Source organism: Vibrio sp. M260112 (assembly GCF_036533775.1).
Classification (GTDB): Bacteria; Pseudomonadota; Gammaproteobacteria; order Enterobacterales; family Vibrionaceae; genus Vibrio.
Map to the genome: position 1 here is coordinate 78,653 of NZ_JATABH010000008.1, position 23,724 is coordinate 102,376.

Annotated in this window: 24 protein-coding genes; 10 read left to right on the forward strand and 14 right to left on the reverse strand. The window is 40.0% G+C overall.

The window, feature by feature from the left end:
* Nucleotides 1–19: 19 nt before the first annotated feature.
* Both QTN95_RS05915 and QTN95_RS05920 read right to left on the reverse strand, forming a co-directional pair.
* Nucleotides 20–808 (reverse strand): glycosyltransferase family 2 protein, encoded by a 789-nt coding sequence (locus QTN95_RS05915; protein WP_331416708.1) that lies wholly within the window; start codon nt 806–808, stop codon nt 20–22.
* Nucleotides 805–1,860 carry a glycosyltransferase family 9 protein gene (locus QTN95_RS05920; protein WP_331416709.1) on the reverse strand — a complete coding sequence of 352 codons (1,056 nt, stop codon included), beginning with the start codon at nt 1,858–1,860 and terminating at the stop codon, nt 805–807. Before QTN95_RS05920 ends, QTN95_RS05915 begins: the two co-directional genes overlap by 4 nt.
* A gap of 105 nt (nt 1,861–1,965) precedes the next feature.
* On the opposite strand from QTN95_RS05920, the gene QTN95_RS05925 reads away from it, so the two are divergent.
* The gene (locus tag QTN95_RS05925; protein ID WP_331416710.1) at nt 1,966–2,673 is read left to right on the forward strand and encodes a 3-deoxy-D-manno-octulosonic acid kinase; all 708 of its coding nucleotides are present in this window, start codon (nt 1,966–1,968) and stop codon (nt 2,671–2,673) included.
* Here the strand turns inward: QTN95_RS05925 and QTN95_RS05930 are convergent.
* The 8 genes from QTN95_RS05930 to waaF are packed head-to-tail and all read right to left on the reverse strand — an operon-like array spanning nt 2,670 to nt 10,423.
* Complete coding sequence (locus QTN95_RS05930; protein ID WP_331416711.1) at nt 2,670–3,593, reverse strand: WavE lipopolysaccharide synthesis family protein; 924 nt, start codon at nt 3,591–3,593, stop codon at nt 2,670–2,672. The two genes, QTN95_RS05925 and QTN95_RS05930, sit on opposite strands and share 4 nt — an antisense overlap.
* Before the next feature lie 4 nt (nt 3,594–3,597).
* Nucleotides 3,598–4,332, reverse strand: a complete 735-nt coding sequence (locus tag QTN95_RS05935) for a glycosyltransferase family 2 protein (RefSeq protein WP_331416712.1) — start codon at nt 4,330–4,332, stop codon at nt 3,598–3,600.
* Nucleotides 4,329–5,912, reverse strand: a complete 1,584-nt coding sequence (locus tag QTN95_RS05940; RefSeq protein ID WP_331416713.1) for a phosphotransferase — start codon at nt 5,910–5,912, stop codon at nt 4,329–4,331. The genes QTN95_RS05935 and QTN95_RS05940 overlap by 4 nt, the downstream gene beginning before the upstream one ends.
* The gene (locus QTN95_RS05945) at nt 5,903–6,283 is read right to left on the reverse strand and encodes an HAD-IIIC family phosphatase (protein ID WP_331416714.1); all 381 of its coding nucleotides are present in this window, start codon (nt 6,281–6,283) and stop codon (nt 5,903–5,905) included. Before QTN95_RS05945 ends, QTN95_RS05940 begins: the two co-directional genes overlap by 10 nt.
* A gap of 12 nt (nt 6,284–6,295) precedes the next feature.
* Nucleotides 6,296–7,564 carry a lipid IV(A) 3-deoxy-D-manno-octulosonic acid transferase gene (waaA, locus tag QTN95_RS05950; protein WP_331416715.1) on the reverse strand — a complete coding sequence of 423 codons (1,269 nt, stop codon included), beginning with the start codon at nt 7,562–7,564 and terminating at the stop codon, nt 6,296–6,298.
* A 2-nt stretch (nt 7,565–7,566) separates the two neighbouring features.
* A complete protein-coding gene (locus QTN95_RS05955) occupies nt 7,567–8,343 on the reverse strand; it encodes a glycosyltransferase family 32 protein (RefSeq protein ID WP_331416716.1) in 777 nt (258 codons plus the stop codon).
* An 18-nt stretch (nt 8,344–8,361) separates the two neighbouring features.
* Nucleotides 8,362–9,387: a glycosyltransferase family 9 protein gene (locus QTN95_RS05960; RefSeq protein ID WP_331416717.1), complete on the reverse strand. Its 1,026-nt coding sequence runs from the start codon at nt 9,385–9,387 to the stop codon at nt 8,362–8,364.
* Entirely contained in the window at nt 9,368–10,423 is a 1,056-nt protein-coding gene (gene waaF, locus QTN95_RS05965; RefSeq protein WP_331416718.1) for a lipopolysaccharide heptosyltransferase II, read from the reverse strand. Before waaF ends, QTN95_RS05960 begins: the two co-directional genes overlap by 20 nt.
* Nucleotides 10,424–10,614: 191 nt before the next feature.
* Between waaF and QTN95_RS05970 the strand changes: the two genes are divergently transcribed.
* Together QTN95_RS05970 and QTN95_RS05975 are read left to right on the forward strand one after the other, a co-directional pair.
* Entirely contained in the window at nt 10,615–11,358 is a 744-nt protein-coding gene (locus tag QTN95_RS05970) for a glycosyltransferase family 25 protein (protein WP_331416719.1), read from the forward strand.
* Nucleotides 11,355–12,569, forward strand: coding sequence for an O-antigen ligase family protein (locus QTN95_RS05975; RefSeq protein ID WP_331416720.1), 1,215 nt, complete (start codon nt 11,355–11,357; stop codon nt 12,567–12,569). Before QTN95_RS05970 ends, QTN95_RS05975 begins: the two co-directional genes overlap by 4 nt.
* Nucleotides 12,570–12,571: 2 nt before the next feature.
* Here the strand turns inward: QTN95_RS05975 and QTN95_RS05980 are convergent, their stop codons facing one another.
* The 4 genes from QTN95_RS05980 to rfaD all read right to left on the reverse strand — a co-directional run bounded on the left by QTN95_RS05980 (nt 12,572) and on the right by rfaD (nt 16,644).
* Nucleotides 12,572–13,261, reverse strand: a complete 690-nt coding sequence (locus tag QTN95_RS05980; protein WP_331416721.1) for a glycosyltransferase family 32 protein — start codon at nt 13,259–13,261, stop codon at nt 12,572–12,574.
* 11 nt (nt 13,262–13,272) lie between these two features.
* A complete protein-coding gene (locus QTN95_RS05985; protein ID WP_331416722.1) occupies nt 13,273–13,833 on the reverse strand; it encodes an acyltransferase in 561 nt (186 codons plus the stop codon).
* Between the two features lie 9 nt (nt 13,834–13,842).
* Complete coding sequence (locus QTN95_RS05990) at nt 13,843–15,609, reverse strand: polysaccharide deacetylase family protein (RefSeq protein WP_331416723.1); 1,767 nt, start codon at nt 15,607–15,609, stop codon at nt 13,843–13,845.
* A 93-nt stretch (nt 15,610–15,702) separates the two neighbouring features.
* A complete protein-coding gene (gene rfaD / locus QTN95_RS05995) occupies nt 15,703–16,644 on the reverse strand; it encodes an ADP-glyceromanno-heptose 6-epimerase (protein ID WP_331416724.1) in 942 nt (313 codons plus the stop codon).
* 408 nt (nt 16,645–17,052) lie between these two features.
* Between rfaD and QTN95_RS06000 the strand changes: the two genes are divergently transcribed.
* From QTN95_RS06000 to QTN95_RS06030, 7 genes are read left to right on the forward strand one after another with little or no spacing between them, the layout of a single operon-like run.
* Nucleotides 17,053–18,333: a flippase gene (locus tag QTN95_RS06000; protein ID WP_331416725.1), complete on the forward strand. Its 1,281-nt coding sequence runs from the start codon at nt 17,053–17,055 to the stop codon at nt 18,331–18,333.
* Nucleotides 18,330–19,202, forward strand: a complete 873-nt coding sequence (locus QTN95_RS06005) for an alpha-1,2-fucosyltransferase (protein WP_331416726.1) — start codon at nt 18,330–18,332, stop codon at nt 19,200–19,202. Before QTN95_RS06000 ends, QTN95_RS06005 begins: the two co-directional genes overlap by 4 nt.
* Complete coding sequence (locus tag QTN95_RS06010) at nt 19,189–19,839, forward strand: hypothetical protein (RefSeq protein ID WP_331416727.1); 651 nt, start codon at nt 19,189–19,191, stop codon at nt 19,837–19,839. Before QTN95_RS06005 ends, QTN95_RS06010 begins: the two co-directional genes overlap by 14 nt.
* 9 nt (nt 19,840–19,848) lie before the next feature.
* On the forward strand, nt 19,849–20,466 hold the full coding sequence (locus QTN95_RS06015) for a class I SAM-dependent methyltransferase (RefSeq protein ID WP_331416728.1): 618 nt from the start codon (nt 19,849–19,851) through the stop codon (nt 20,464–20,466).
* A 1-nt stretch (nt 20,467) separates the two neighbouring features.
* Nucleotides 20,468–21,418, forward strand: a complete 951-nt coding sequence (locus QTN95_RS06020) for a hypothetical protein (RefSeq protein WP_331416729.1) — start codon at nt 20,468–20,470, stop codon at nt 21,416–21,418.
* On the forward strand, nt 21,400–22,470 hold the full coding sequence (locus tag QTN95_RS06025; RefSeq protein WP_331416730.1) for a glycosyltransferase: 1,071 nt from the start codon (nt 21,400–21,402) through the stop codon (nt 22,468–22,470). Before QTN95_RS06020 ends, QTN95_RS06025 begins: the two co-directional genes overlap by 19 nt.
* A 6-nt stretch (nt 22,471–22,476) precedes the next feature.
* Entirely contained in the window at nt 22,477–23,718 is a 1,242-nt protein-coding gene (locus QTN95_RS06030; RefSeq protein WP_331416731.1) for a glycosyltransferase, read from the forward strand.
* The last annotated feature ends 6 nt before the right edge of the window (nt 23,719–23,724 follow it).

Genomic DNA, 23,724 nt, shown 5'->3' on the forward strand with positions numbered 1-23,724 from the left:
TTGATGCGTTAACGGTGACTTATTTTTTGTAGTGAGGGTCGTTATCACGTGCCCATAAGTCTGCGTACTTAACAAAGGTAGAGTGCGCAGAAAGCACCGCGATAAGGAAGCCTTGTTTACCATCTAGAAAGCCGCGTTTGAGTAGGTACATCTTCAGGAAACAGCCCAGCGCATGAATAATCCCTTGTGATAGAGACGCCTTTTTGCCGCGGGCTTGGCGTTGATCTGCCCAAGCTTTGGCGTAGCCTGCCGATTTAACTAAGTAGTGATTTAGGTTCTGATAAGAGTAGTGAAGAATATCGCCATCTAACTCCGCCACCTGACAGCCTTGTGGGATAATCACAGATTCGTGTACTAGGTTGTCATTGTACTTAGTTAGTTTGTTTGGGTAGAGGCGTACGTGACGGTAATACCATCCAGAGTGCTTGAGGAAACGACCAAATACCCAAGTAAGTTCATTCAAGTTATAAACAGTGTTTTCCGGTGGGTTTTCCAGCATAGCGAGGATGTTCTCACGCAATGTATCATCAATACGCTCATCAGCATCGACCGCTAAAATCCAATCACTGGTGGCGTAGCTTTGTGCTAATTGCTTCTGTTTACCAAACCCAGGCCACTCGGCATTAACATAAAAATGCTCGGTATACTCACGGGCGATAGCTTCAGTACTATCTGTACTTCCTGAGTCGACGATGATGATCTCATCAACCCAGCGTAAACTCTCTAGGCAATCGCGCAGGCTGTCCTGCTCATTCTTAGTGATAATAACGGCGGCAATTGTCGCTCGGTTTTGACTGGCTTGATTCATAATAGTGACTCTTTTTCACAGACCAAGTCGAACATGGCGATGACTTGATCAGAAGTAATTCTGTTCATGGCTTGTTTGTCTTTCACTCGTGAGCGCCAACTCAGTTGCTCGGCAGATTGCCCCGTTTGTTCTTCGATCGCCTGTTGCCAAACACTGACCACATAGTCGAGGTATTGATAGGGACCAGTGCGCTGAGGGTTATGGTGAGCGTACAAACCAATCACAGGCGTGTTCATCGCATTCGCCATATGGGCAGGGCCAGTATCAGGGGCGATCACCAAATCGCATTTGTCTAGCAACGCTAGCATCTGCATCAGAGAGCTTTGTCCAACAAGGTTGGTCACATCACTTTGGCATAGCTCAACAACGTGTTCAGCCAAGTCTGTTTCAACTTTCGCCGGACTGCCGGCTAATATGACATTCCAGCCTTTAGCTTGTGCATGCTTAATGAGCTCGCTATAACCTTGTGCATGCCAGTTTTTATATGACTTGCTTGCTCCGGGTACTAGCACAAGGTTTCGTTTACTGGCATCTAAATGATTTTCTGCCCAGTTGGCATCTCGCTCTGTATAACTTAATCGCCATTTTGGCGTTATATCATCAATACCAATCTGCTCAGCAAACGCCATTAAACCATCGAGGACATGAGGCTTGTCTGGCGAAGGTACTTTGACATTAGTGAATAGGGTTTGGAAATCTTGGCTACGTTTAGCGTCAAAGCCGAGTTTGTATCTCGCTTTGATACCTAATGTGGCAATGCTTGCTCTAAAAGCGTATTGCATGTGCAGCAGCGCATCAAACTGACGGCCTTGGAGTTTTGACCAAAGCTGTTGGTATGCTCGCCAGCCTTGTTTCTTATCAAAAACAATCAGCTCAACCCCATCGATACTCTCAAGCAACTTTGCTTCTAGTGCTCCCGTTATCCAAGTTATTTTAGTATTTGGCCACTGTTTTTGAATGGCCTGAACTGCTGAGATGGTATTACACACATCACCAATCGCAGAGAGGCGCAATATACATAGAGATTGTGGAGCAGTATCAAATAAGGCCATGGTGTCGAGTAACTTATTGTTAGTGATATCGAATTATGCAGAGCTAACGAATAAATGTAAAATAGAACCGATTTCAGCCAATTTTAGGGCACGTTGCCAAGTACAATGAAGACTGCTACTCATAACAACCATACGTTTTGGTATGATGAACAACTGTTGAAAGAGCCAGTAGAAAAGGCTTTTGATGCCAACTACTGGCAGAAGGAAGGTAAGGTTATTGGTAGTGCGACTGGTCGAGGTACAACATGGTTTGTACAGACAGAGACCGTTGCTGCAGCGCTACGTCATTATCGTCGTGGTGGTCTGTTTGGCAAATTGGTCGCAGATAGCTACTGGTTTACTGGCTGGGAGAAGACGCGTAGTTTTCAGGAGTTTCAGCTTTTAAAGCAACTGAGAGAGTCGGGGGTTAATGTACCAAGACCGATAGCCGCATGTGCGATTCGCACCGGCCTGACCTACCGCGCCGATTTACTGAGTGAAAAAGTAGCTAATGCTCGTGATTTAGTGGCTATTTTGCAACAAGCCCCGCTCAGTGCAGAGATGTACCAAAAGATTGGTAAAGAAATCAGAAAAATGCATGACGCTCAAGTCAATCACACTGATCTCAACATTCATAATATTCTGGTGGATGACCAGCAGCAGGTTTGGATCATCGATTTCGATAAGTGTTACCAGCAATCCGGCGATGACTGGAAGCAAGGGAATTTGGAACGATTGAAGCGATCTTTTGTGAAAGAGGTGGGTAAGCGTAGTATCTCATGGCTGGAAAGTGACTGGCAGCCATTGCTTGCTGGCTACCAGTCAAAAGTTTAACCCTTGAGCTTCCTCAACAAGGTTCCCGTCCAGTTTTTGTAGCCTCGGTACAAACGTTTTTTATCACATGGCTTACCTGATTGATTATTTAGGTAGAGCCAGTCTTGCAAATCGTACTCCAGAGCTAGATTTCCACGTTTATAAAATCTTTCCGTAACATCTAGCCCTAATTTTTCTGGGGCATCAACGATGATGTTGTTAGCGATAAACTGTGGCCAGAAATCAGAACCTAAGCCTGCATCTTCACAGGTCAGATTATTGGTCTTAAGTTCCTTACCTATTAGCCTGGATAACCAGTTTAACGTTAAGAACTGCTCAGTAGTGGTGTAGCGTGCCTTATAACCAGGCGTGAGAGTAAAGCTCAGTTCGGGTATCCAGTTGTCAGACCAAATTGTGAGAAGATCCTCGGTCAGGCCGAAGTCAAACAGATCACTTTTGTGGAAATAGACCGCCCTGCCATGGTGGCTAGAGATAAAAAAGGTACTGCTGGTCAAGGTTCGCTGGTTAAAATAAGAGAACGACTCTCGCCGAGGTAAATTTGCGTACTGGCAGTACAAATCGACAAACTGTCGGCCAATAAGTTTGTTATCGGAACGCATTTTGACTGCGTATTTTGTCGTTACTGCTTTGAGTCCATAGTGGGAGCTAACCATTTGACGATTATTGTTTAGAGTCTGCGGTTGTCCATCGTGATAAATAGTATTGGAGCCTGGGTCATCGAGTTCAAGTACCTGATCATAGTCCAAGCCTTGATGCGGTTGGCCCTTCCACGTTGATAGAATGATGGTAGAAGCGGGAAAAAATTGTCGAATTGAACTCAGGCACTCATTGGTGATGCCTGTTAGTTGAGTTCGGTCATTACTCGCTTGAACCGGACCTTGAACAACAAAAGTGATATCGTTATCTGCGATCTGAATCATTTTGCTACCTGTTAAGAAAGTCCGTGTACTCTTGCGGAACGCCACAGAAGATCACTTCACTTCGTTCAATTAGATGGTAGTGAACCTCTAAGCCTTTTTCTATCAGTAGGTTATATAAAGGAGCAATGTACAGTTCTCCTTTTTCCCATTCTTGTTTAGGCTTAGCTACATAGGCTTGATAGGCATCTATGTAGGCTTGCTTGCGATTAAAATGATACAGACCTGTGCTACAAAGATCAGATATTGGGTTCTTCTCAGCAGTTTTGATTACTTTAGTTGAGCCTTCATTTTTTGGCAGTGCAAAAGACCAGTTGTCACCAGAGCCTCTAAATACTTCCAAATAGGCATCACCGACTTTACTGACATCAGGAAATTTAAAATTAGGCCTGAAAGTGTCAATGTTAAATACGGTAATCGCTCCCTGATAGTCGGGAAGTTGTTGCTCTAATAATTCTAAACCTAAGGCAACAGTTTCCGCCTGCCCCCTTGTTTCTTGGTTTAGAACAACAACGTAAAACTCTTTGATACCAAGCTGTTGTGCTCGCTGTTTAACAAAGGCTTCTGTTTCGTAGACATCTCTGACGATGAACAGAAATGGTAGTGAAGCAAAATAAGCCTGAAAGCTCTTAACAGAATGGTCAAATAAGGTTTCACCGTGAGCTTCAAGCATGTACTTAGGCTTTGTGTAGCCAGCTTTAAAAAAGCGCGAGCTCATGCCCGCCATTGGTATCACGATCATTGTTCTAGCCTCTGCAGAATTTGATGTAGTCTGAATGCATTGGCGAATAGGGCATCTTGTCGACGCTTATCATCCGCGTGAAGTGGTAGCATAGAGAGGAAAAGTTGGATCTGCATGGCGTATAAGTTTTGCGCTGTAATGCCAAACTCTTCTTCGACCATTTGTATAAAGGCTTGCTGTGTTTCTCTATGAGCACCGTTATCTTCAATACACAAAGTAATACTTTGGCCCTTAAGGGATACATCATAGTAGCCGGCAATGATCCAATCATATAGGCCTAAAATAGAGTGACTCAGCTTTGCAAGATCATAGCGAACATCACCATAGATCGTCAGACGTCCATCAGGCGTCATCCCTCTAGGGTCTATGGTTTTTACTTTGCCAGCTCGAAAGTCATATAGGATATTGCTGAAGCAAAAGTCGCCATGTAAAACGCCAAGTTGTGCTTGGGCGTCAGGTAGATGCTTCTCACTATTTGCAAGAATTTGCTTGAGAGTGACTTCTTGGTCTTGATAAATCCAAGTGCTGTCTAGGTCGATGTTTCGCGCTTGGCAGAATTCAGCTAATCGTTCAGGGGTTTTTCCGCCAAAGAGAATATCTAGCGTGTTGGCGTGAGTATCCGCTTCAACGGATTGCCTGCTGCAAGCGGATAGAAACTCAATACAGCCTGTTAGGATTTGCTGCCAAACTTGGGTTGGCAATTTTGAAAAAACGAATAACTCGTTCAAAGCGGTAAGATGCAGGTATTCAAGTTTGTATGAAACTTTGCCTTGCTCGTTACGGCTGCCTAAATACTGTGGGATGTAACCACGCAGTGGATATGGGAGCAGCTCGAACCAATTAGCCTCTGCGGCAATTTTTTCGTTTTTAATGCTCGCTTTTTCAATCCACTTTGGTGTTATAGTCAGCTCATTAAACGCTCGTTGAGTGGTATGCTCTGCTTTTGAGCGATAGTAAGTGTTTACATGGCCAAAATCCAGCCAACCATTTGAGTCAACAGGCGTGAGTCCTACCGATTGATGGTAACGGTTTAACCCCTCGATGAAGTTCCATTCGCTTTGGGTTATGCAACGAACTAACTCACGCGGTTGGCTAAACTTAAAGTAGCCATCGATAATGCGATTAGTTTCTGCGCTTAGTTGTTGTTCGGTATCTTTTAGCCAATGAGCCTTGTCATCAGTTAATACTGCCCAGTTATAACTGTCTTTCGCAGTCGAAATACTCGCGATATCATCACCGATAGGAAGCTGAGAGAAAAGGGTATCGCCATAGAGAATATGTAAAGGTGTGTTTAGCGAGTGACCACTGATATTAATCGCAGCGACTATGGAAGCACCCAAGCTGAGACCATCAGGTGTATTGATTAAAGTTACATTTTGTTGTTTTAACCATTGCTGATCGAGACTTGAAGCAGAAAAAGATTCTGGAACTGATAGGTATACATCAACTCCATCTGGTACCAGAGCAACTTGATGCTGAAACAATCGTCGATTACCTAGTGGCAAAAAGCTAGGTGGAATATGGCCAAACTCCGATTCCAGTTCTTGTCCAACATAGGCTCCGGACATAATTAGGAACATTGTTTTTCCTTTTCAAATAGCTGGTTAATTTGCTCAAATGAGAGTTCTGCAAACTCTGACGGACGTACTGCTCGGTCATCAATGTAGAAACCTTCATGGCCGCACCATGGTTTTCCTACAATGATTTCATCGTAAGGGATGTCATGTTTGTCCAGCCATTCTGTAATGATAGGTAGAGTATGGATATTGATTTTACCTATATTACCTTGATAGGTTCGCATATTACGCGCAGTGGCGATCACTATTTCAAACCCTTGTTCTTTATAGTTTTTTAGTTGCTCAATCACGTCTGTACGCGGTAGGACATTTTTATAGTCTGAAGTGTTGGCTTGCGTGAGTGTTCCGTCTAAGTCGACGATTAGCTTTTTCATGTAATTTAGTTCCTAGTCCAGATCTATTTGAGCGAGGGATTGATTGATGGCACCAGTATTTTTATTTACCACAGATAGCGCCTGTTGACCGCTTGCTTGTCGCTGCTGTTTGTCCGTTAGCCAGAACTTTAGCTGCGATACAATACTCTCAGCATTGTCAGTAATTTTACATGCACCCGAGGCAACAAGAGCGTGAGTGATATCAGTAAAATTGTAATAACTTGGTCCAGTCAGAGTCGGTATGCCAAGTGCAGCTGGCTCTAGTAAATTATGGCCACCGACTTTTTTTCCGATCAAGCTGCCACCCATAAAACAGACGTCACTGGCCTGCATTAAAGTGAGCATCTCTCCCATGGTATCGCCAAGGTAAACTTGAGTTTCTTGTTCGATGACATTACCACTACTTCTCGTTACTGTTAGAAAGCCTAGCTCTTGGGATAGCTTAGCGACATTGCTAAACCGCTCTGGGTGCCTGGGAACAATAATCAATAGACATTCTGGTAGATAGGAGAGAAGCTGCCTATGTACTGATAACAATTGCTTGTCTTCACCTTCATGAGTGCTAGCGGCAATCCAGACTGGGCGGTCTTTACCTAACTGTTCTCTCAATTGATTGCCCTGAGTGAGTACGGTATCTGTTATAGATATATCGAACTTTATCGAGCCCGTGACGACCAGCTTTTCCTTATCCACACCGAGATTGAAAAAACGCTCCGCATCATCATGGTATTGGCACAGAACTTTGGATAGCTGTTTGGCCATTGGGATGAATAAGGGGAGAACTTTTTTATAGCCACGATAGGATTTTTCAGACAGACGCGCATTGAGCAAGGTAATAGGTATTCCAGCTTTACCAACCACGTTAAGAGTGTTTGGCCACAACTCGGTTTCAACAATGATTAACTGTGATGGTTTGATGACTCGAATAAACTTGCTAATCGCAAATGAGAAATCTACGGGAGTATAGCGGTGTGTAACTAAGCCTCCTAGCCGCTCGGCTTGTTCGGCACCTGTTGACGTTGTAGTCGTGAGTACGATGTCTACCTCAGGGTGGCGAGACTTGAGCTGTTTAATCAATGGAGTAACAGCAATCGTTTCACCGACAGAAGCTGCGTGAATCCAAATCGGCTGTTGGCAATTAGGGATGGTGGGGGTAAAACCGAAGTGCTCTTTCCACCTTTTGCCCACACTCGGCTTGCCCTGCTTCTTTTTATAGAGACTGTATAAAAGAAGCGGGGCGACCAGTGTCAGTAGTAGAGAGTATAAGAATCGGGCTAGCACGTTTACTTTACAAGATCTTCTGGGTTTATATGTGTCCACTTACCGCGTGGCTTATCGATGTACTGAAAATGTTCATTGGTAAATGTGCCCTGGATACAAACGTACTTTCTATCTTCAGTATTAACTGGTTTTCCTTCCAGAGCTTGATTCAGAACGGTAGGACCCGTTGAATGGTAAATGCCCATTTCAGGTTTATAGTGGTTGATGTTATATACCACTTGGTCAATCGTCGCCTGTAAGTCCTCGTTATTAGGCGCTGATGCAATAAAGTAGTTAGTAATCTCAGTGTTGTTACTGACTTTGATATATAGCTCTTTATCATTCCCGAGTAGTTTGTCTAAAGACCAAACTAGAGTGGCGTCAATGTCCATATAAACACCACCTTGAGTATTTAAGACAACCAGACGCCAAAGGTCAGCTTGTGCTGCGCCATTGGTCAGACGAGAGTAGGCTGTATAAACTTCGGGAGAAGCATTCTCTTTTAGGAACTCTCCTCTCGCTTCCGTGCTTACGTAGCGATAGTCACAGTTGAGTGACATCAGGCGGTTAAAAAGGTAATTCAGATAAACTGGAAGACTCGCCTGATCGGTAAAGTTTGTTTGCCAGATGGTTCGAGGAATTGCTCTGTCGCCGCTTAACCTTACTTTGGCTGGCGCATAAGCTGGAATGGTAAAGCGAACTTTTGGTAGCGCCCAATGAAATGGATAGGAAAGCACCTTAAAAATATTTCCTGTAAGGCGAATTAATCGATTAGCGATTAATATCTTAAGTTGGCTCATTATTTTGATTTCCTACCTTTAGTTATTATTTGAATTTAGTGCGCAGCCAATCGATGCAACGATTTGATCGCTAGTTGGCTTACTGCCATTGGCATTCATTACTATCCAATGTTTTTCGTACAATGGTGTATAGCGGAATGGAACCGTAGCGTAGAAGATACCAACAGTGGGTGTATGCGTTGATATCGCGACATTGCGTATGCCGGTATCGGGTGCTACAACCAAAGTAGCTTTAGCGATAAACTCGACCAGTTCATCTAGCGGCAAGCAAGGTTGAATCTTAAGTTTTCCAGCGTCAGCAAGATCTTGTAAAAATTCACCTTTCTCAAAATCATTCTTTCCTTCAAGGAAAACATGCTTAACATCAGGTTGATGTTCAATCGCTTGCTCGATGACCTCACGCATTTCCTGTTTAGAAAGTATTTTTCTTAGCTGAGAAGCACCACTAAAGTAGACCACGTATGGTTCATAGGTATCTTTTAGTTCACGGTGATCGGGATAAGCGAAGTCGAGTGGGTAAGTTGGGTTGTGGCCAAGGATTTTTAGCATGTCGAGCATGCATTCAACTTCAGGCTGAAAGTCCGAACGAAACACAGCGAGGTTGTACAGCTTTCCGCACAAGAATGATGTGTACGGGAACCCTACTTTTAATTTTGCTTTAGTGAGTAGCGTCAGCCAATAAGAGCGGTTAGTACCGGCGACGTCAAAAACAATATCTTGCTCGTCAAGCTGATTGTAATCTTGATACTTCTCTTTTAACGATAGCCCCTTTGAATCTTCGCGACTTTTCATCACGATAGTTTTATCTGCTAATTCTGATGGGGTGCCGTAAAGGTAGTTGGAAACGGTAACCAGAGTGATTTCTGCGTTTGGGAAGAACTTTCTCGCTTCCACCAAGAAAGGACGCACAATAACTTGATCACCTAGTGCGGCGTGACGAATGACAGCAATTTTTTTTATGTTCTTGGGTTCGAACTCATCTTTAATATATTGACGAGCACTTTTTGCGGCATAAGCGCCTTTCTCAAACCAAAGGTGTTTCATTATTTTCTTTTCCAATAAATGTACTTAGAGCGTTGATAACTTTTTCTGGCATCAGCTTATTGAGACAGTCAAGGTGCCCATATGGACACTCTCGCTTAAAGCAGGGGCGACACTCAATATCTGTATGCACCATAGCAAGCTTGTCTGTCAGTGGAGGTGTATATTCTGGTGAACTAGAACCATAGATGGCAACAATATTGCAGCCGACTGCAGATGAAACATGCATTAAGCCGGAATCATTGGTTACAACTGTATGGCATGCAGCTAGCAAATCAACGGCTTCTATTAATGATGTTTGTCCGGCGAGATTATGAACGAACTGTTGGTCATCTTCATTTAACGCGGAACGAATCAGTTCACAGACGGGATGATCTTTTCCTGAGCCAAATAGCCAAATCTGATAACCACAGGAAATGGCATGTTTGGCTACTTGAGCGTAATAGTGATCTGGCCAGCGTTTCGCAGGACCAAACTCAGCACCTGGACATAAACCAATAACGGGTTTGTTTGACGTGAGTTGCAGTCTCGTTCTGGCTTTAATCTGATTTTCTGCATCAACCGTTAACTTAGGCGTTGGGCAGTTTTTTAATTCCACTTCGTCTCGCATGCTTGCTTTGTTTGCCGCTAAAGCAACATAGCGTTCAACCATGTATTGGAAGACACGTTTGTCTGGTCTTAAATCAGTCAGCAAGCCATAGCGGAATTCACCTTTCCAGCCGGTTCTGTTTGGAATGCCGGCAAACAGAGGGATCAATGCGGATTTTGCTGAATTGGGTAATACAAATGCGTGGGTGTAATGGTTTTTTTGCAGATCTTTGCCAATTTTTCTTCTCGCAAACAAGTCAAACTTACCGTGCCCAATCGGCATTTCGATTGCGCGAGAGACTTGTGGCATACGCTCAAGAATCGGTTTACACCAAGCAGGAGCCAGGACATCAATCTCGGCTTGTGGGTGCTGTTTTTTTAGCGATATATAGAGGCTTTGAGACATGACCATGTCTCCCACCCACGATGGGCCAATGATAAGAATTTTCATCTAACTGTTATCTGCATGTGAATCGACGTTGAGGATAGCATATTGTTGGTGTGATGATAACGTCACGGTTTTATCTACTTTTATCAATAATGCGTGTTCTTGTATGGAAAATAATTCAAACAGAAGCATGATTATGGTCTAATTAGCGTCCAGTTTACTGTAATCAGTTCGTGTAAGTGAGACATCAATCAATGAAAATCTGCGTCATCAGCTTGAAACGCTCTCCTGAAAGAAGAGAAAACATAAAAAAGCAGCTTGATGCCTTAGGGTTAGAGTTCGAATTTTTTGATGCAGTAGATGGTCGCGCTGAGCCTCCTCACCCACTGTTTGCTAAGTATGACTACTTCAAACGTCTGTGGCTAACTAATGGCCGTATGCCATCTAAGGGCGAAATGGGGTGTTATGCGAGTCATTACTTGATTTGGCAAAAGTGTGTATCGTCTGGTGAGTCAATCTTAGTGATTGAAGACGACTCATATGTAAAGCCAGTTATTGTTGATTTACTCCCATATATCGAAGACAAAGTGGAGCAATACGGCTTTCTTCGTTTAGAGCCGGAAACGACCAAATGTAATCTCTTTATGAAAGAAGAGTGCGATACGTATTCCATATCTTTTATGGATAACAATTTTGGTGGTACACGCTCTTATGCCATTTCTCCACAAGCCGCTCAGAAGTTGCTAAATGGATCCGAACGTTGGAGCATGCCAGTCGACAACTATATTGGTTCCCTCTATTTGCACGGGATGCCTTCATATCAAATGTACCCAACAATTATACCAACGCTGGAAGAGCATCCAGAAGAGTTTGGGACCACTATCCAGTTGGGTGAAGAGTCTAAACCACCTGTCTATAGAAAACTGACTAGAGAGATTTACTCTCTATTTAGAAAATATATGATGAAAAAAACAAACTCTAAATATAAATATCAATGAAATATATCGACCTAAAAATATGGGAGCGTTTTCTCTTATTGAGCCCAGTTATTTGGAGTTGGGCTATTGTATTTAACTTTCCTGAATCAAAACACGTTATTTCACGCCTTGTTGCGCTTGTTTGTATATACTGCGTCACAGTGTACCCTTCAGAAGTACGTTCAAAAATAAGGCATAAAGAGAGTGGTTTTTTCTTGCTGATCTTGGCTCTTATTGCTAGTTATTTTAGTTTCCTTCATTATTTTAGAGGTGGGCATTTTGATTTCGCTAGAGTTGTTTGGACGATATTTTTCTACTTCCTTTTGGTCCCATATCGATTTTTTGAACATAAAGTGCTTAGGGATATGATATTTGTAAGTTCCCTATTTTTTGGTGCGGTAGCATGTTATCAACTTATCATACTTAATGATATGAGAATCGGTGGGATCGTGAATTCTGGCCCATATGGTTTTGCCGCTGGTTTGTTATTAGTTCTGGTTCTAGTTGATTTATTCAATTGTAAGAAAGTAATAGTTAGAAATATAGCTTTTGACGTTATATCTTTCGTTATATTGGTACTATGTATTGCTTTATCTCAAACGAGAACATCATGGTTGGCAATGTTTGTTGTATTGTTTTTTGTTATGATTAGGTGCTTGAGAAATAAATCATTTAAAATGCAATTTGCTCTAATTGGTGTATTCTTGATTGGTAGCGTTACTTTAACTCATGTAGATATGTTTAAAAAAAGAATAAATGCTACTAAGTGGGAGTACTCTCAAATTGAGAAAGGTAACTTAAATACATCATTAGGTTCTAGATATGATATGTGGTTCAATGGTCTAGAGTTCATAAAAAGTAGCCCTATAATAGGCTTGAGTGACAAGGAAGAACAAAGTAAAATACAAAGTTCTTATCAAGTTGGCACTATGCAAGATAGAGCGCACAAGATACTTCATCATAATAAATCTAGCTATCATAATATATTTGTGCAAGCTGGAGTAAAAGGTGGCGTGATAGCAGTGGCTCTGATGTGTCTTTTACTCTTGACGCCATTCCTAATAAAGTGCGATTCACATTATAAAGTCTATAGTTACCCAATTGCTATATTTACTGTTATATCAACTCAGTTTGAGTCACACTTTACAATATACAACCAAGCGGCTTACTTTTATATCTTTCTAATTGGATGCCTGATTATGTCATCTCTGCGAGAAGGGAACGGTACTTAGTGCTACTTTCGTAACAACTGCTTTTGCCATTCATAGAAACGACCTATTGGCCCTTTATGCTTCCCAATTAAGAAACCTAGACTTCGTTTGGAAGACCAACTGTTGTTAAACCAGTGAGTCATATAAACTTTCTCGCTCGGAGTATACTCTAACTTACATTTGTCAGGGTCGTACTCAAAAAAAGCAGCTTTCTCATGTACTCTACAGGCTTCTCTATTTCGCCAATCTTCTTGAAAAAGGACGTATGTTTGAATTGATGGACCAATATAAAGCGGTGAGTTCCATATGTCTTTTTCGTAAAACTCTATCAAACGAGCCAAGATTTTTGAGTTAGGCTCACTGTAAATAACTGCGGTACCAGTTTGAGTGTCTGTCTCATACCCAACGGAAAAAAGAAGCCCCTCAAAAAGTTCAAATGGATCTTTAGTAATGGTAACGTCTGTATCTAAATATAGTCCGCCAGTGTGTTGCAGCACCTTCAGCCTGATATAGTCAGAAACAAATGCATAAAGTTTACGATCTAAGCATTCTCGAGCAAACCGGCACTCATTAATCCACTGTTTAACTAAGTGCGATTGATCTGTCCAAACGGTTACATCAAAACCTTGTTTAACCCAATCGGCAATGCAGACTTGAGCAAGAGTATTCATTTGACTACCAAGCCAAACAGTGTGGATTTTTTTAATGGTCATTAGAATTAGGCCTAATATGTGAGCTCATTTGCCCAGTTAATGTCTTCTTGTATCACTCTAGCTGGGTTACCAACCGCAACGACGTTATGGTTAATGCTCTTAGTTAAAGTAGAGTTAATACCCACGACAGAGTTATTGCCAATAGATGCACCTTTTAAGACAGTGACATTATCAGCAAGCCAGACGCTGTTTCCGATATGAATACTCTTTGCAGGGTTCATTCGCTGCCCCTGTTTCAGAATGTTATGCCCATCACTAGTCATTACTTTTACGTTGCGTGAAAACATACAGTTGTCACCAATCGTGAGTTGAGTTCCTCGCTCCCGACAAGAAATAAAGCAGTTTTCACCAATCACACAATCTTTGCCGATGACTAGCGTGCAATCATTGCCATCTAGCTCGATAGAGACGCCTTTCAAATTAGCACCATCTTTGAAAACTAACTTGTTGCCACTACCAGTCACATGGATGTCGCAGTAACGAATACGAGTCTTTTGGCCAACTTCTACCGTATTGCCTGATTTAATACGTATTTTATTGCGAAGACGCGCCAGTAGAGAGAAGTGTGCCATAAAAACCTTCTATTTGTTCTTTCTAAATACATAATTACCGGCAACTTTTCTCCACAAACCTAACACTGAGGTTTTAGGAAAAATCGCAATACGGCGGATTTGGTATAGGTCTTGGTGAAAAGCGAGAGGGCCGCTATTTGTCGCAACCGCGAAATCAAACTCGAGCTCTCTGGCAATTCTTTTTGAGTTTTCGTCTAGGTCGCCATACGGATAAGCAAATGAAGTTAGCGGTTTGCCGATGATGGACTCTAGCTCAAGCTTGTTCTGTTCCATTTCTTGCTTTTGTTCTTCATATGAAAGTTTGCTCAAGAATGGATGTGTAAGTGTATGCCCACCAATCTCAATATAGCCAGAGTCTGCCATGGCTTTAATTTGCTCACTATTCATTAGCTGGAAGGGCTTATCTGGGTTCTCGCTTGCCTCAACATCCCAGCGGTTATAAGTTTCGCCAGTAACGACATAGACAATTGCTTTGAAACCATACTTTTTCAAAAGAGGTAACATCAGTTCATAGTTGTCGACGAAACCATCATCCACCGTTAGCATAAAGTAACGCTTATTGGGATTGAGTCTTTCGATAGTCCCTTTATTTGCCAAACCTTCAAACGTAAGGCTCTCAAAGCCCAAACGTTTTAGCAGCTGAAGATGTTTTTCAAACAACTTAATATCGATGTATGGGCCGCGCGTTCCTTTTTTCGATTCGTTGTCGATAAAGCGGTGATACATCAAGATAGGCATCTCTTTCTGCAGTTTGCTGATCACCACATCTTGATAAATTGATTCAACTTGGGAGACGATATTTTCGAGGTCGTAGTTATCACGAATAGCTTGTGTGACTGCAGGATCACATGATGGCTGATTCAGACCTTTTTCTACTTCTTGGGCAATAGAGCTAAAATCGATATCGAGAATATTTGGGCCGATATCACCAAAGTTTGTCGCCATCGCGTGAGACAGATTATGCTCATCGACTATGCCAATTGAAATCGCCTCGCCAATCGCGAGTGTCGGACGGCCACAAAGTAAAGACTCCATAGCGACTCGGCCTGCGCCAATGACTAGGTCTGACTGATGTAGTACCTGTGCAACATCGTTGGTATAACCAGGGAACGAGGCTTTGTTGGCAAACTTTTCAAACCTAGCTTCCATGGCGGAGCCGGTTAAGACTCGCACATCATAGTTATCGAGATCGAGGCATTCATCTAGCAAGCGGTAACATAAATCACCTTTAGGGCCAGTCAAGCGACCAACAATGGTAATGATAGGTTTAGTGTTATTCGGGGGCTCAGTTGGCGAAAATGCCTGAGTCTCTATGCCATTTCGGCTTACTGTTAACTGAGTGGCAGGTACAGCCAGTTCTTCAATCAGTTGCTGCTCAATTGCTTCACACACTGGAAGCGCTTTATCACCCATGGCATGAAAGGCTTTACGTGAACGGTGCACCGGTTGGCGGCCATGCACTGTGGTAACCATAGGAGTGCCAGTGATTTTGCATGCAACATGGCAGCTCCAGCTGGATGCGCGCGAGTGAGCATGAACCAGTTGAATATTGTGTTTTTTGATGAGGTAGACAAGATAAGCGACATGCCAAAATCGGCGCGGGATACTGCGCTTATTGAAGCGAAGCTTAAAAAAATTACCTAAGAATGGTTTAGTCAGAGTATCCGATACATAGTGAACGGTATGACCGCGTTTGGTTAGCTGATTGCCTACAGTTGTCGCATACACTTCTGCTCCAGTTACTTCTAACTGGGACAGTGCCATTAAAATATTCATCAGTTAACCCACGAGACTCTTATAAACGCTGTATTCTAATCTGCAAACATCCAGAGTTCAAAGCACGAACTCTGGAGATTTGAAGTCGTGGAGTTACTTATTGATAATCGACATATACTCAGCAACACCTTCTGCAACAGTTTTAAACTGATGGTTGCAACCCGCTGTGCGCAGGTTTGTTAAGTCCGCTTGAGTATATTCTTGGTAGGCACCTTTCAAGTGCTCAGGGAATGGGATAGTTTCTACAGTACCTTGGCCGTGGTACTTGATTACCGCTTTAGCAACTTCTTCAAAAGATTCAGCGTTACCAGAACCAAGGTTGAATATTCCTGATACGCCATTTTGCATAAACCAAAGGTTAACGGCTGCAACATCGCCAACGTAAACAAAGTCTCGCTTGAAAGTCTCACTGCCAGCAAATAGCTTTGGATTCTCGCCAGCATTCATTTGGTTGTTTAAATGAAATGCTACTGAAGCCATAGAGCCTTTGTGCTGCTCGCGAGGACCATAGACGTTGAAGTAACGGAATCCGGTCACTTGAGATAGCTTTTCGCCATGTTCTTCGGCATCTTGCCAGATACGACGAACGTAGTTGTCAAACTGCTGCTTAGAGTAACCATAGACATTTAATGCGCCTTCGTACTGTTTCTCTTCGATGAAAGTATCTGTCTCACCGTAAGTTGCCGCAGAAGAAGCGTAGAGGAAAGGAATTTCACGCTCAAGGCAGTAATGAAGAAGCTCTTTTGAGTACTCATAGTTGTTGAGCATCATGTACTTGCCATCCCACTCAGTGGTCGCAGAGCATGCACCTTCATGAAAAATAGCTTCGATAGGACCAAAGTCATCACCTGCCATGATTTGCGTAAGGAAATCATCTCGATCCATGTAATCTGCGATATCAAGATCGACGAGGTTTTGAAACTTCTTACCGTTCTTTAGGTTATCGACAACTAAGATGTCATTAATGCCTTGCTCGTTAAGTGCTTTGATGATGTTGCTGCCAATCATGCCAGCGCCGCCAGTTACGATGATCATAGTGAACTACCTAAAATTTGCATATATCGGACTATTCTAACACCGAATACTACTCGTATGAAGATCGACGAAACGTTACATAGGGCAGAACTATGGTTTGCAAACTCTCAGCGTCGTAAAAGCTTAAATGCGGCTTATAGATTGAATAAAGTTGAATGAGGGACAGAAAAAATAATTATCCAATCTTAAAGTAAACACAGTAAGTTGCATCCAATCAAAACAAAACTCGATCCGATATGAGGAATCAAGTAAACTACTGGACAAATTTGGTTGTTAACTATAGTTAATAGTTCATCTCTGCTTGTTAAACAACAAGAGATCTTATCTTTAGAATGTATGGATGAAATTTGGTGTGAATATGAGGTGTAATAGCACTGTCTATGTGTGTCAATTATAAGGCTGTATTAAGTGGCAGATTTTAAACGCTATTTCTCGAGTACTTCTTGGTTGTTCCTCGAGAAAATATTGTCTATTTTTTCAAGCTTAATAGTGGGAGCATATGTCGCTAGAACTTTTGGGCCTCATGATTTTGGTAGTTATAGCTACTATGTTTTGATATATGGCATATTACTTCCTATATCCAAATTTGGAGTAGATAGCACATACTATATCGAATTGATGAAAGATAGAACGAAATTTAATGAATTATTTACTAACGCATTTTTTGCTAGATTAATCGTTTCAGTTGTAATTTTTCTACTATCTTTTGTCTATGTGATTATCTTTAGTAGAGATTATCATTTATTGATTGTTAGCGTATCTGTTGTTTTATCATTTACGACAATTGTAGATGTTACGCAACAAGTGAAGGTTAACTCAGATATAGTTGCGAAGTGTAGGATATTTCAATTAACTGTATCTTCATTAATTAAGTTATATATTGCGTTTTCTGGTCTTCATTACTATTACCTTGTCTATGTGCTGCTTTTTGACGCGGTTGTTATTCTGTCTTTGTATTATTTATTTATATTGCGAGGCAATGTTAATATTGGTGTTTTTGATTTTTCCTCGATTGGTAAGTTATATAGAGTTTCATTTTTCGTTTTTCTTTCCAGTATTTGTACTGTTTTATATGCGAGGATAGATTCACTTATGATATATAACCTTCTTGGAAATGAGCAGTTAGGTATATACTCGGTGGCGGTACGGTTAAGTGAGTCTTGGCTGTTTATTCCAATGATTCTTTCCTCATCTTTATTTCCTGCAGTGTATGAATATGTAAATAATAATGATGGATCCTATGAAGGAAAGCTAGAAGATTTGTATTCTATAATATCAATTTTAGGAGTGTCAGCTGTTTTAGGTGCATTTATATTCTCTGATTTTTTTGTTGGTATGCTATTCGGTGAGGGCTTTTCTGAAAGCTCTGATGTCCTAAAAATAAGAATAATTGAAACTATGATTGCTAGCGTTGGTATAGTGGCAAACAAATGGGTTATTTCTGAAGGTTTTCAAAAATCGAACTTTATATTTGTTCTCATAGGTCTATTGGTTAATGTTGTTCTTAATGCTCTATTTATACCAATTTTTGGTGTTAAAGGTGCAGCCTATGCGAGCGTAATAGCAATACTAATGACAGTTATTATTTCACCCTGCTTTGTGAAAGAGTTTAGGAAAGACGTAATGAGAAGAATAAGATCTATTTTAATCTTTCCTTTTATTTTTAGAAAATTGAGGCGTGTGTTTTGATTATATATTTAGGCAATGGTGGGTTGGGAAATCAATTGTATCAATTGAGGTTTCTAGACCACCTTAGACGAGAAGGAGAGATTATTTTTTCTACTTCCTTACTCGAAGCGGAAAGTCTATTAGAGTTTGAAAATCTGATTACAAGTAAAAATAAAATTATTAACAAGTTAGTTAATAGAGTAGGTAGAAGAATACTGATATTTCTGTCTAAGTTAAGAGTTATTAGCTCTACTAATGTTACTACTAGCAAATATCATTGTTTTACTCATGAAAATGGGATTTATGAAAACAAAAAAGGCTTATTACCTATCAATTACGTATATCCCTGCTATTGTCATCATAAAGGGATTTCGAACTTACCTGCTAGGGAGTTTTCTGTAAAACGACAACATCTGAGCGATGCAAATAATTATTGGGATTCATTTGATCTAAATGAAAAAACGGTTGTAGGTATTCATGTTAGAAGAAATGACTATTTAGAATATAGTGTGCTAGGAAAGAAAAATCCTAGCCTACCAATAGATTTTTTCAAAGATGAGGTTTTAAAAATAAGAGAAGCAGTTGATGACTTTACTCTACTTGTATTTACTGATGATCGTGAATATGTTTATAAGGAGTTAGAGACATTAGGTAGTATAATAGTCTCGGATAATAATATGTATGTCGATTTTGCATTAATGCTTAAATGCGATTACCTAATTATATCTCCAAGCACCTTCTCATATTGGGCTGCGGTTATGAACAAAAATGCTAAAGAAATCATCGCCCCTCGGTATTGGCTAGGTTGGAAAAGTGGTACCACTTATCCTAAAGGCTTAGACTATAAAAACTTTCGACTCGTGGATGTAACAATAGATGAATGTAACTAATATTATTAATAGTGTAGTGAACTATAAACGTAGCAAAAGGCTGCTTTCTATGGGAATTAAGGGGTATTTATCAGATATAGGGTGGTTGAAGAGTCTTGAACTAGGTGTCCCGGTGGATTCGAATGGAGAGCCTGTACCTTGGGTAACTTATCCTTTTATAGATTTTATTTCAGAACGATTGAAAGACACGCATCGTATTTTTGAGTTTGGCAGTGGTAACTCTACAAACTTTTATTCGGCAAGGGCGAGTTTTGTACACGCCGTAGAGCACGATGAGAAATGGGTGGAATACTTGAGAAGAAATAACTTTCTCAAGGGAAATGTAAGCTTACAACACGTATCTCTTGAAGATGGTTATAGTCGTTCATTTGAAAAGCGATCAGATACTGGAACATTTGATTTGATCATCGTCGATGGAAGAGAACGGGTTTCCTGTATAAAATCGGTTATTAGTTTAGTTAATGAATGTGCTGTTATAGTTTTGGATGACTCAGAGCGAGAAAGGTACAAAGATGCGATTGAAGCTCTAACCAAAGCTAACTATAAACAACTTGATTTTTATGGATTAGCTCCAAATGTAACCTATAAGAAATGTACTAGTGTTTTTTATAAGAAAAATAATTGTTTAAATATTTAGGGTTGGAACATGTTTAATAAAATTCTTAGAAAGTTAGGCTTAAAGTCTTTTAGCTCTAAAAGCTATTGGGAAGAACGATATCAAGCTGGAGGTAACTCTGGTAATGGTTCATATAACGAATTGGCGGATTTTAAAGCAAAAGTGATCAATGATTTTGTTGAAAAGCATAATATTAATACGGTGGTTGAATATGGGTGTGGGGATGGTAACCAGTTGCTACTCTCCAACTATAAAAACTACATAGGTTTCGATGTTAGTGCCAAAGCTGTAGAAATATGTCGAGAGAAGTTTTTGGGTGATTCAAGTAAAAAATTTTTATTAGTCGATGAGTATAGTGGCCAGAAAGCTGATCTAACATTGTCACTAGATGTAATATACCACCTTATAGAGGATGGCGTGTTTAATAATTACATGCAAAGATTATTCGACTCATCTAATAATTTCGTCATTATCTACTCATCCAATAAGGAAGAAAACCCTGAAGTAGGGCATGTAAAGCATCGGCTGTTTACGAAATGGGTAAGTGATAATGTCGGTTTTGAGCTTGTTGAAAAAATCGATAACATCCACCCATATGAATCTGGTGGCTCATTTGCTGACTTCTATATTTTTAAGAAGATGAAGTAACATGTCATTTAATATTCCAGTGTTATTGATTACATTCAATAAACTCGAGCAAACAAGGAAACTCATTGAGTCATTAAAGGTAATTCAACCAAAAAAAATATATGTCTCAAATGACGGCCCTAGATTTGGAGTTGATAGGGATGAAGTTGTATATGAAGTTAGAAGCCTCATTGAAAAAGAGATTAACTGGGATTGCGATGTAATAAAGATATATCATTCCCAAAATCTTGGCTGTGCCAAATGTGTACCGTACGCTATCAATTATCTATTTCAAAATGAAGAATTGGGAATAATATTGGAAGAAGACTGTATTCCCAGTCCAGATTTTTTTGAGTACCAAAAAGAAATGTTACTTCACTACAAAGACGATATGCGAGTTATGGCTATCTGTGGTTACAAGCCACTAAAGTGCATTGAAGGCCCAAGTAATAGCTACTATTTTTCTAGGTATGTGTCTTTTTGGGGATGGGGGACTTGGAAGAGAGCCTGGGCTAAGTTTGACTTTGAGATGGATGAACTAGATACATTGGTTAATAGCGGTCTGCTTCGTCGTAACTTTCCAACATACATTGAATATTCAGCAAATAAAATAGCTTTTACTCAAACTAAAGAAGGTAAGAACAGTTCCTGGGGATATCGTTGGGCGTATAGCATGATTATAAACCGAGGGGTGGCAATATATCCTTACTGTAATACAATTGTAAATATTGGATTTAGTATTGAAACTGCAACCCACACGACTAGTAAATTGGGCGTTGGATTATCTGATTCTTACCAAGATATGAATTTCCCACTTATACATCCAAATAACATTCTTATTAACAGAGTTGCTGAATTAATCTATGCGAAAAAAACATGGCGATCTAGGGTTATCAGGTTCAATACAATTCAACTATTAAAATCTGCTAAGATCTACGGGATTTTACGTTATATATGGAAATTAAAAAATTGAGGATATTATTTGTCGGCCCAGACCCAAGAGGTTTAGGAGGAGTTCAAACTTTTGGAAAAAATCTACATGAAATCTTTGACGGTAATGTAGACTTTGTTAGCGGTTGTTTTACAAAGCCTTTAATATCTTCTCAAGAGTATAATGTAATTTACCCGTTAAAATATAACCTAATTAACAGGTTATTTAGCAAGCTTTCATTGATAGTCTTAGGTCGCGATGTACTTTACAAGTATAGGTTGAATAAACTATTACGTTTAGAAGGCTATCAGGCAATTGTAGTTAATAGCCCTAAGTATATCAATATGTTTAAAGATTTCGAAGATATTATACTCATTCAACATCGTACTTATGATAGCATGTTTGAAAGTGAGCACTACTTTGACTCAAATATAGAATTGTTACGGAAAACCATATTAAGCGCAAAAAAAATTGTCTTACTTTCAAAGTATGATAAAACGCGTTTCTTGTCTATAGGGTTTAATGCAAATAGCCTTTATGTCATTAGACATTGCTCTAGAATACCAACATTACATAGTAATTCTAAAGATAACAATAAAAAATTAATAATGGCATGCCGAATTGAAAACTCTTCAAAGAGAATAGATTTAGCAATTAAAGCAATGGTTAAATTGAGTAATTATAGCTTAACTATAGTTGGGGATGGTCCAGATAAAGAATCGCTTGTAGAGTTAGTAAGCACGCTAGGGATAAAAAATGTCTTCTTTAAAGATAGAGTAACTGATATCACTTCTGCTTTGGATTCGGCTTCTGTCCATATAATGACTAGTGACTTTGAAGGCTATGGCATTTCAAATATTGAAGCTATGCGAAGAGGCCTTCCGTTAATAGTACGAAACACTTATGATGCAGCGCAGGATGTTGTTAGAGATAACGGAATCTTATTGAGTGAAACTTGGTGTGAAGATGAATTTGTTCAAGCTGTAAAGCAGATAGAGAATAACTATAGCTTTTATAGTAATAACTCATTAACAATGGGCAGGAGACATGATTTTGAAACAATTAAGCAGAAATGGATAGATCTAATTGGCTAGTTTACTATGAAAGTTGTTCATGTTGTTGCAGGAAACCTTACACAAGGTGCCGCCAAAGGCGCTTACTGGTTGCACCTCGCCCTAAGAGACAAAGGTTTGGAGTCTATTGTTATCACTGATAGTGTTATACGAGTTGATGATGATAGCGTTATTTACTTGTATAATAATCTTATTTCAAGGGTTTTCAAAAAAGTTAGTAGGTTAATCGAACGTTTGATATTCCCTCGAACTGATTTAACATTATTTAGCTCAGGTGTTTTTGGGTTGAAACTGTCTAACCTTCCAGAGATAAAGGAAGCTGACATTGTTCACCTGCACTGGATCAATAATAACTTTATTAATGTTAAGCATCTAGATCATTTGAATAAGACAGCTATATGGACATTTCGAGATATGTGGCCTTTTACCGGTGGCTGTCATTATTCAATCGGTTGCGAAAAGTTCATTCATGGATGTAATAATTGTCCTCATTCCAAAAATATTATAGAAGAGTCTCTTGTTCGACATGTAGTGAATTATAAGGTCAGATTATCTAGTTTTGATATTTTTCCAGTTGCCATCAGTAACTGGTTAAAAAATGAAGTTGAATCTAGCTATATATGGAAAAATAGCGAAATTTCGGTCATACCAAATGGTATTAATTTCGACTCATTTCATTTAGTGGAAAAGCTTGAAGCTAGAAAGTTATTAGATATAAAAACACATAAAAAAATAATTTTATTCGGGGCTATAAATCTACAGGACAAGTATAAAGGTATTGATAAACTATTTGATAGTTTGTCTAAGATAAAAAATAAAAACGATTATTTGTTATGCTCTTTTGGTTCAGGATCAAACAAGATAGATACTTTGGGATTCGAATATATCAATTTTGGTTATGTTGATGATAACTCAAAGCTATCTACTATTTATGCATCAGCTGATGTTTTCGTTGCTCCAAGTATTAAAGAAGCATTTGGTAAAACAGTTGTTGAATCACTTTACTGTAAAACACCTGTAGTGGTCTTTGGTGATACAGGGCCTAGTGAGATAGTTGAAGATAGAAAGTGTGGTTATATTGCTAAGCCCTACTGTTCTATTGACTTGATGGAAGGTATCCTTTGGGTTACTGAGTCTGTTAGACTAGACGATCTTTCGGAGTCTGCTCACGAACGTGCATTAGTTTACTCAACGAGTTCTTCTGCAGATATGTACATTTCTTTATATCAGTCACTGTTAAGACGAAGTGAAGTTACGGGTATAAAATAGATAAAG

Excerpts from the sequence above, each read along its gene's own strand:
- QTN95_RS05945 (WP_331416714.1), bottom strand. The coding sequence starts at position 6,283 with ATGAAAAAGCTAATCGTCGACTTAGACGGAACACTCACGCAAGCCAAC.
- QTN95_RS05975 (WP_331416720.1), top strand. The coding sequence starts at position 11,355 with ATGAAATATATCGACCTAAAAATATGGGAGCGTTTTCTCTTATTGAGC.
- QTN95_RS05920 (WP_331416709.1), bottom strand. The coding sequence starts at position 1,860 with ATGGCCTTATTTGATACTGCTCCACAATCTCTATGTATATTGCGCCTC.
- QTN95_RS05955 (WP_331416716.1), bottom strand. The coding sequence starts at position 8,343 with ATGAGCCAACTTAAGATATTAATCGCTAATCGATTAATTCGCCTTACA.
- QTN95_RS05990 (WP_331416723.1), bottom strand. The coding sequence starts at position 15,609 with ATGAATATTTTAATGGCACTGTCCCAGTTAGAAGTAACTGGAGCAGAA.
- QTN95_RS05940 (WP_331416713.1), bottom strand. The coding sequence starts at position 5,912 with ATGTTCCTAATTATGTCCGGAGCCTATGTTGGACAAGAACTGGAATCG.
- QTN95_RS05960 (WP_331416717.1), bottom strand. The coding sequence starts at position 9,387 with ATGAAACACCTTTGGTTTGAGAAAGGCGCTTATGCCGCAAAAAGTGCT.
- QTN95_RS05915 (WP_331416708.1), bottom strand. The coding sequence starts at position 808 with ATGAATCAAGCCAGTCAAAACCGAGCGACAATTGCCGCCGTTATTATC.
- rfaD (WP_331416724.1), bottom strand. The coding sequence starts at position 16,644 with ATGATCATCGTAACTGGCGGCGCTGGCATGATTGGCAGCAACATCATC.
- QTN95_RS06010 (WP_331416727.1), top strand. The coding sequence starts at position 19,189 with ATGAATGTAACTAATATTATTAATAGTGTAGTGAACTATAAACGTAGC.
- QTN95_RS05970 (WP_331416719.1), top strand. The coding sequence starts at position 10,615 with ATGAAAATCTGCGTCATCAGCTTGAAACGCTCTCCTGAAAGAAGAGAA.
- QTN95_RS06020 (WP_331416729.1), top strand. The coding sequence starts at position 20,468 with ATGTCATTTAATATTCCAGTGTTATTGATTACATTCAATAAACTCGAG.
- QTN95_RS05980 (WP_331416721.1), bottom strand. The coding sequence starts at position 13,261 with ATGACCATTAAAAAAATCCACACTGTTTGGCTTGGTAGTCAAATGAAT.
- waaF (WP_331416718.1), bottom strand. The coding sequence starts at position 10,423 with ATGAAAATTCTTATCATTGGCCCATCGTGGGTGGGAGACATGGTCATG.
- QTN95_RS05935 (WP_331416712.1), bottom strand. The coding sequence starts at position 4,332 with ATGATCGTGATACCAATGGCGGGCATGAGCTCGCGCTTTTTTAAAGCT.
- QTN95_RS05925 (WP_331416710.1), top strand. The coding sequence starts at position 1,966 with ATGAAGACTGCTACTCATAACAACCATACGTTTTGGTATGATGAACAA.
- QTN95_RS06025 (WP_331416730.1), top strand. The coding sequence starts at position 21,400 with ATGGAAATTAAAAAATTGAGGATATTATTTGTCGGCCCAGACCCAAGA.
- QTN95_RS06030 (WP_331416731.1), top strand. The coding sequence starts at position 22,477 with ATGAAAGTTGTTCATGTTGTTGCAGGAAACCTTACACAAGGTGCCGCC.
- QTN95_RS06015 (WP_331416728.1), top strand. The coding sequence starts at position 19,849 with ATGTTTAATAAAATTCTTAGAAAGTTAGGCTTAAAGTCTTTTAGCTCT.
- QTN95_RS05985 (WP_331416722.1), bottom strand. The coding sequence starts at position 13,833 with ATGGCACACTTCTCTCTACTGGCGCGTCTTCGCAATAAAATACGTATT.
- QTN95_RS05930 (WP_331416711.1), bottom strand. The coding sequence starts at position 3,593 with ATGATTCAGATCGCAGATAACGATATCACTTTTGTTGTTCAAGGTCCG.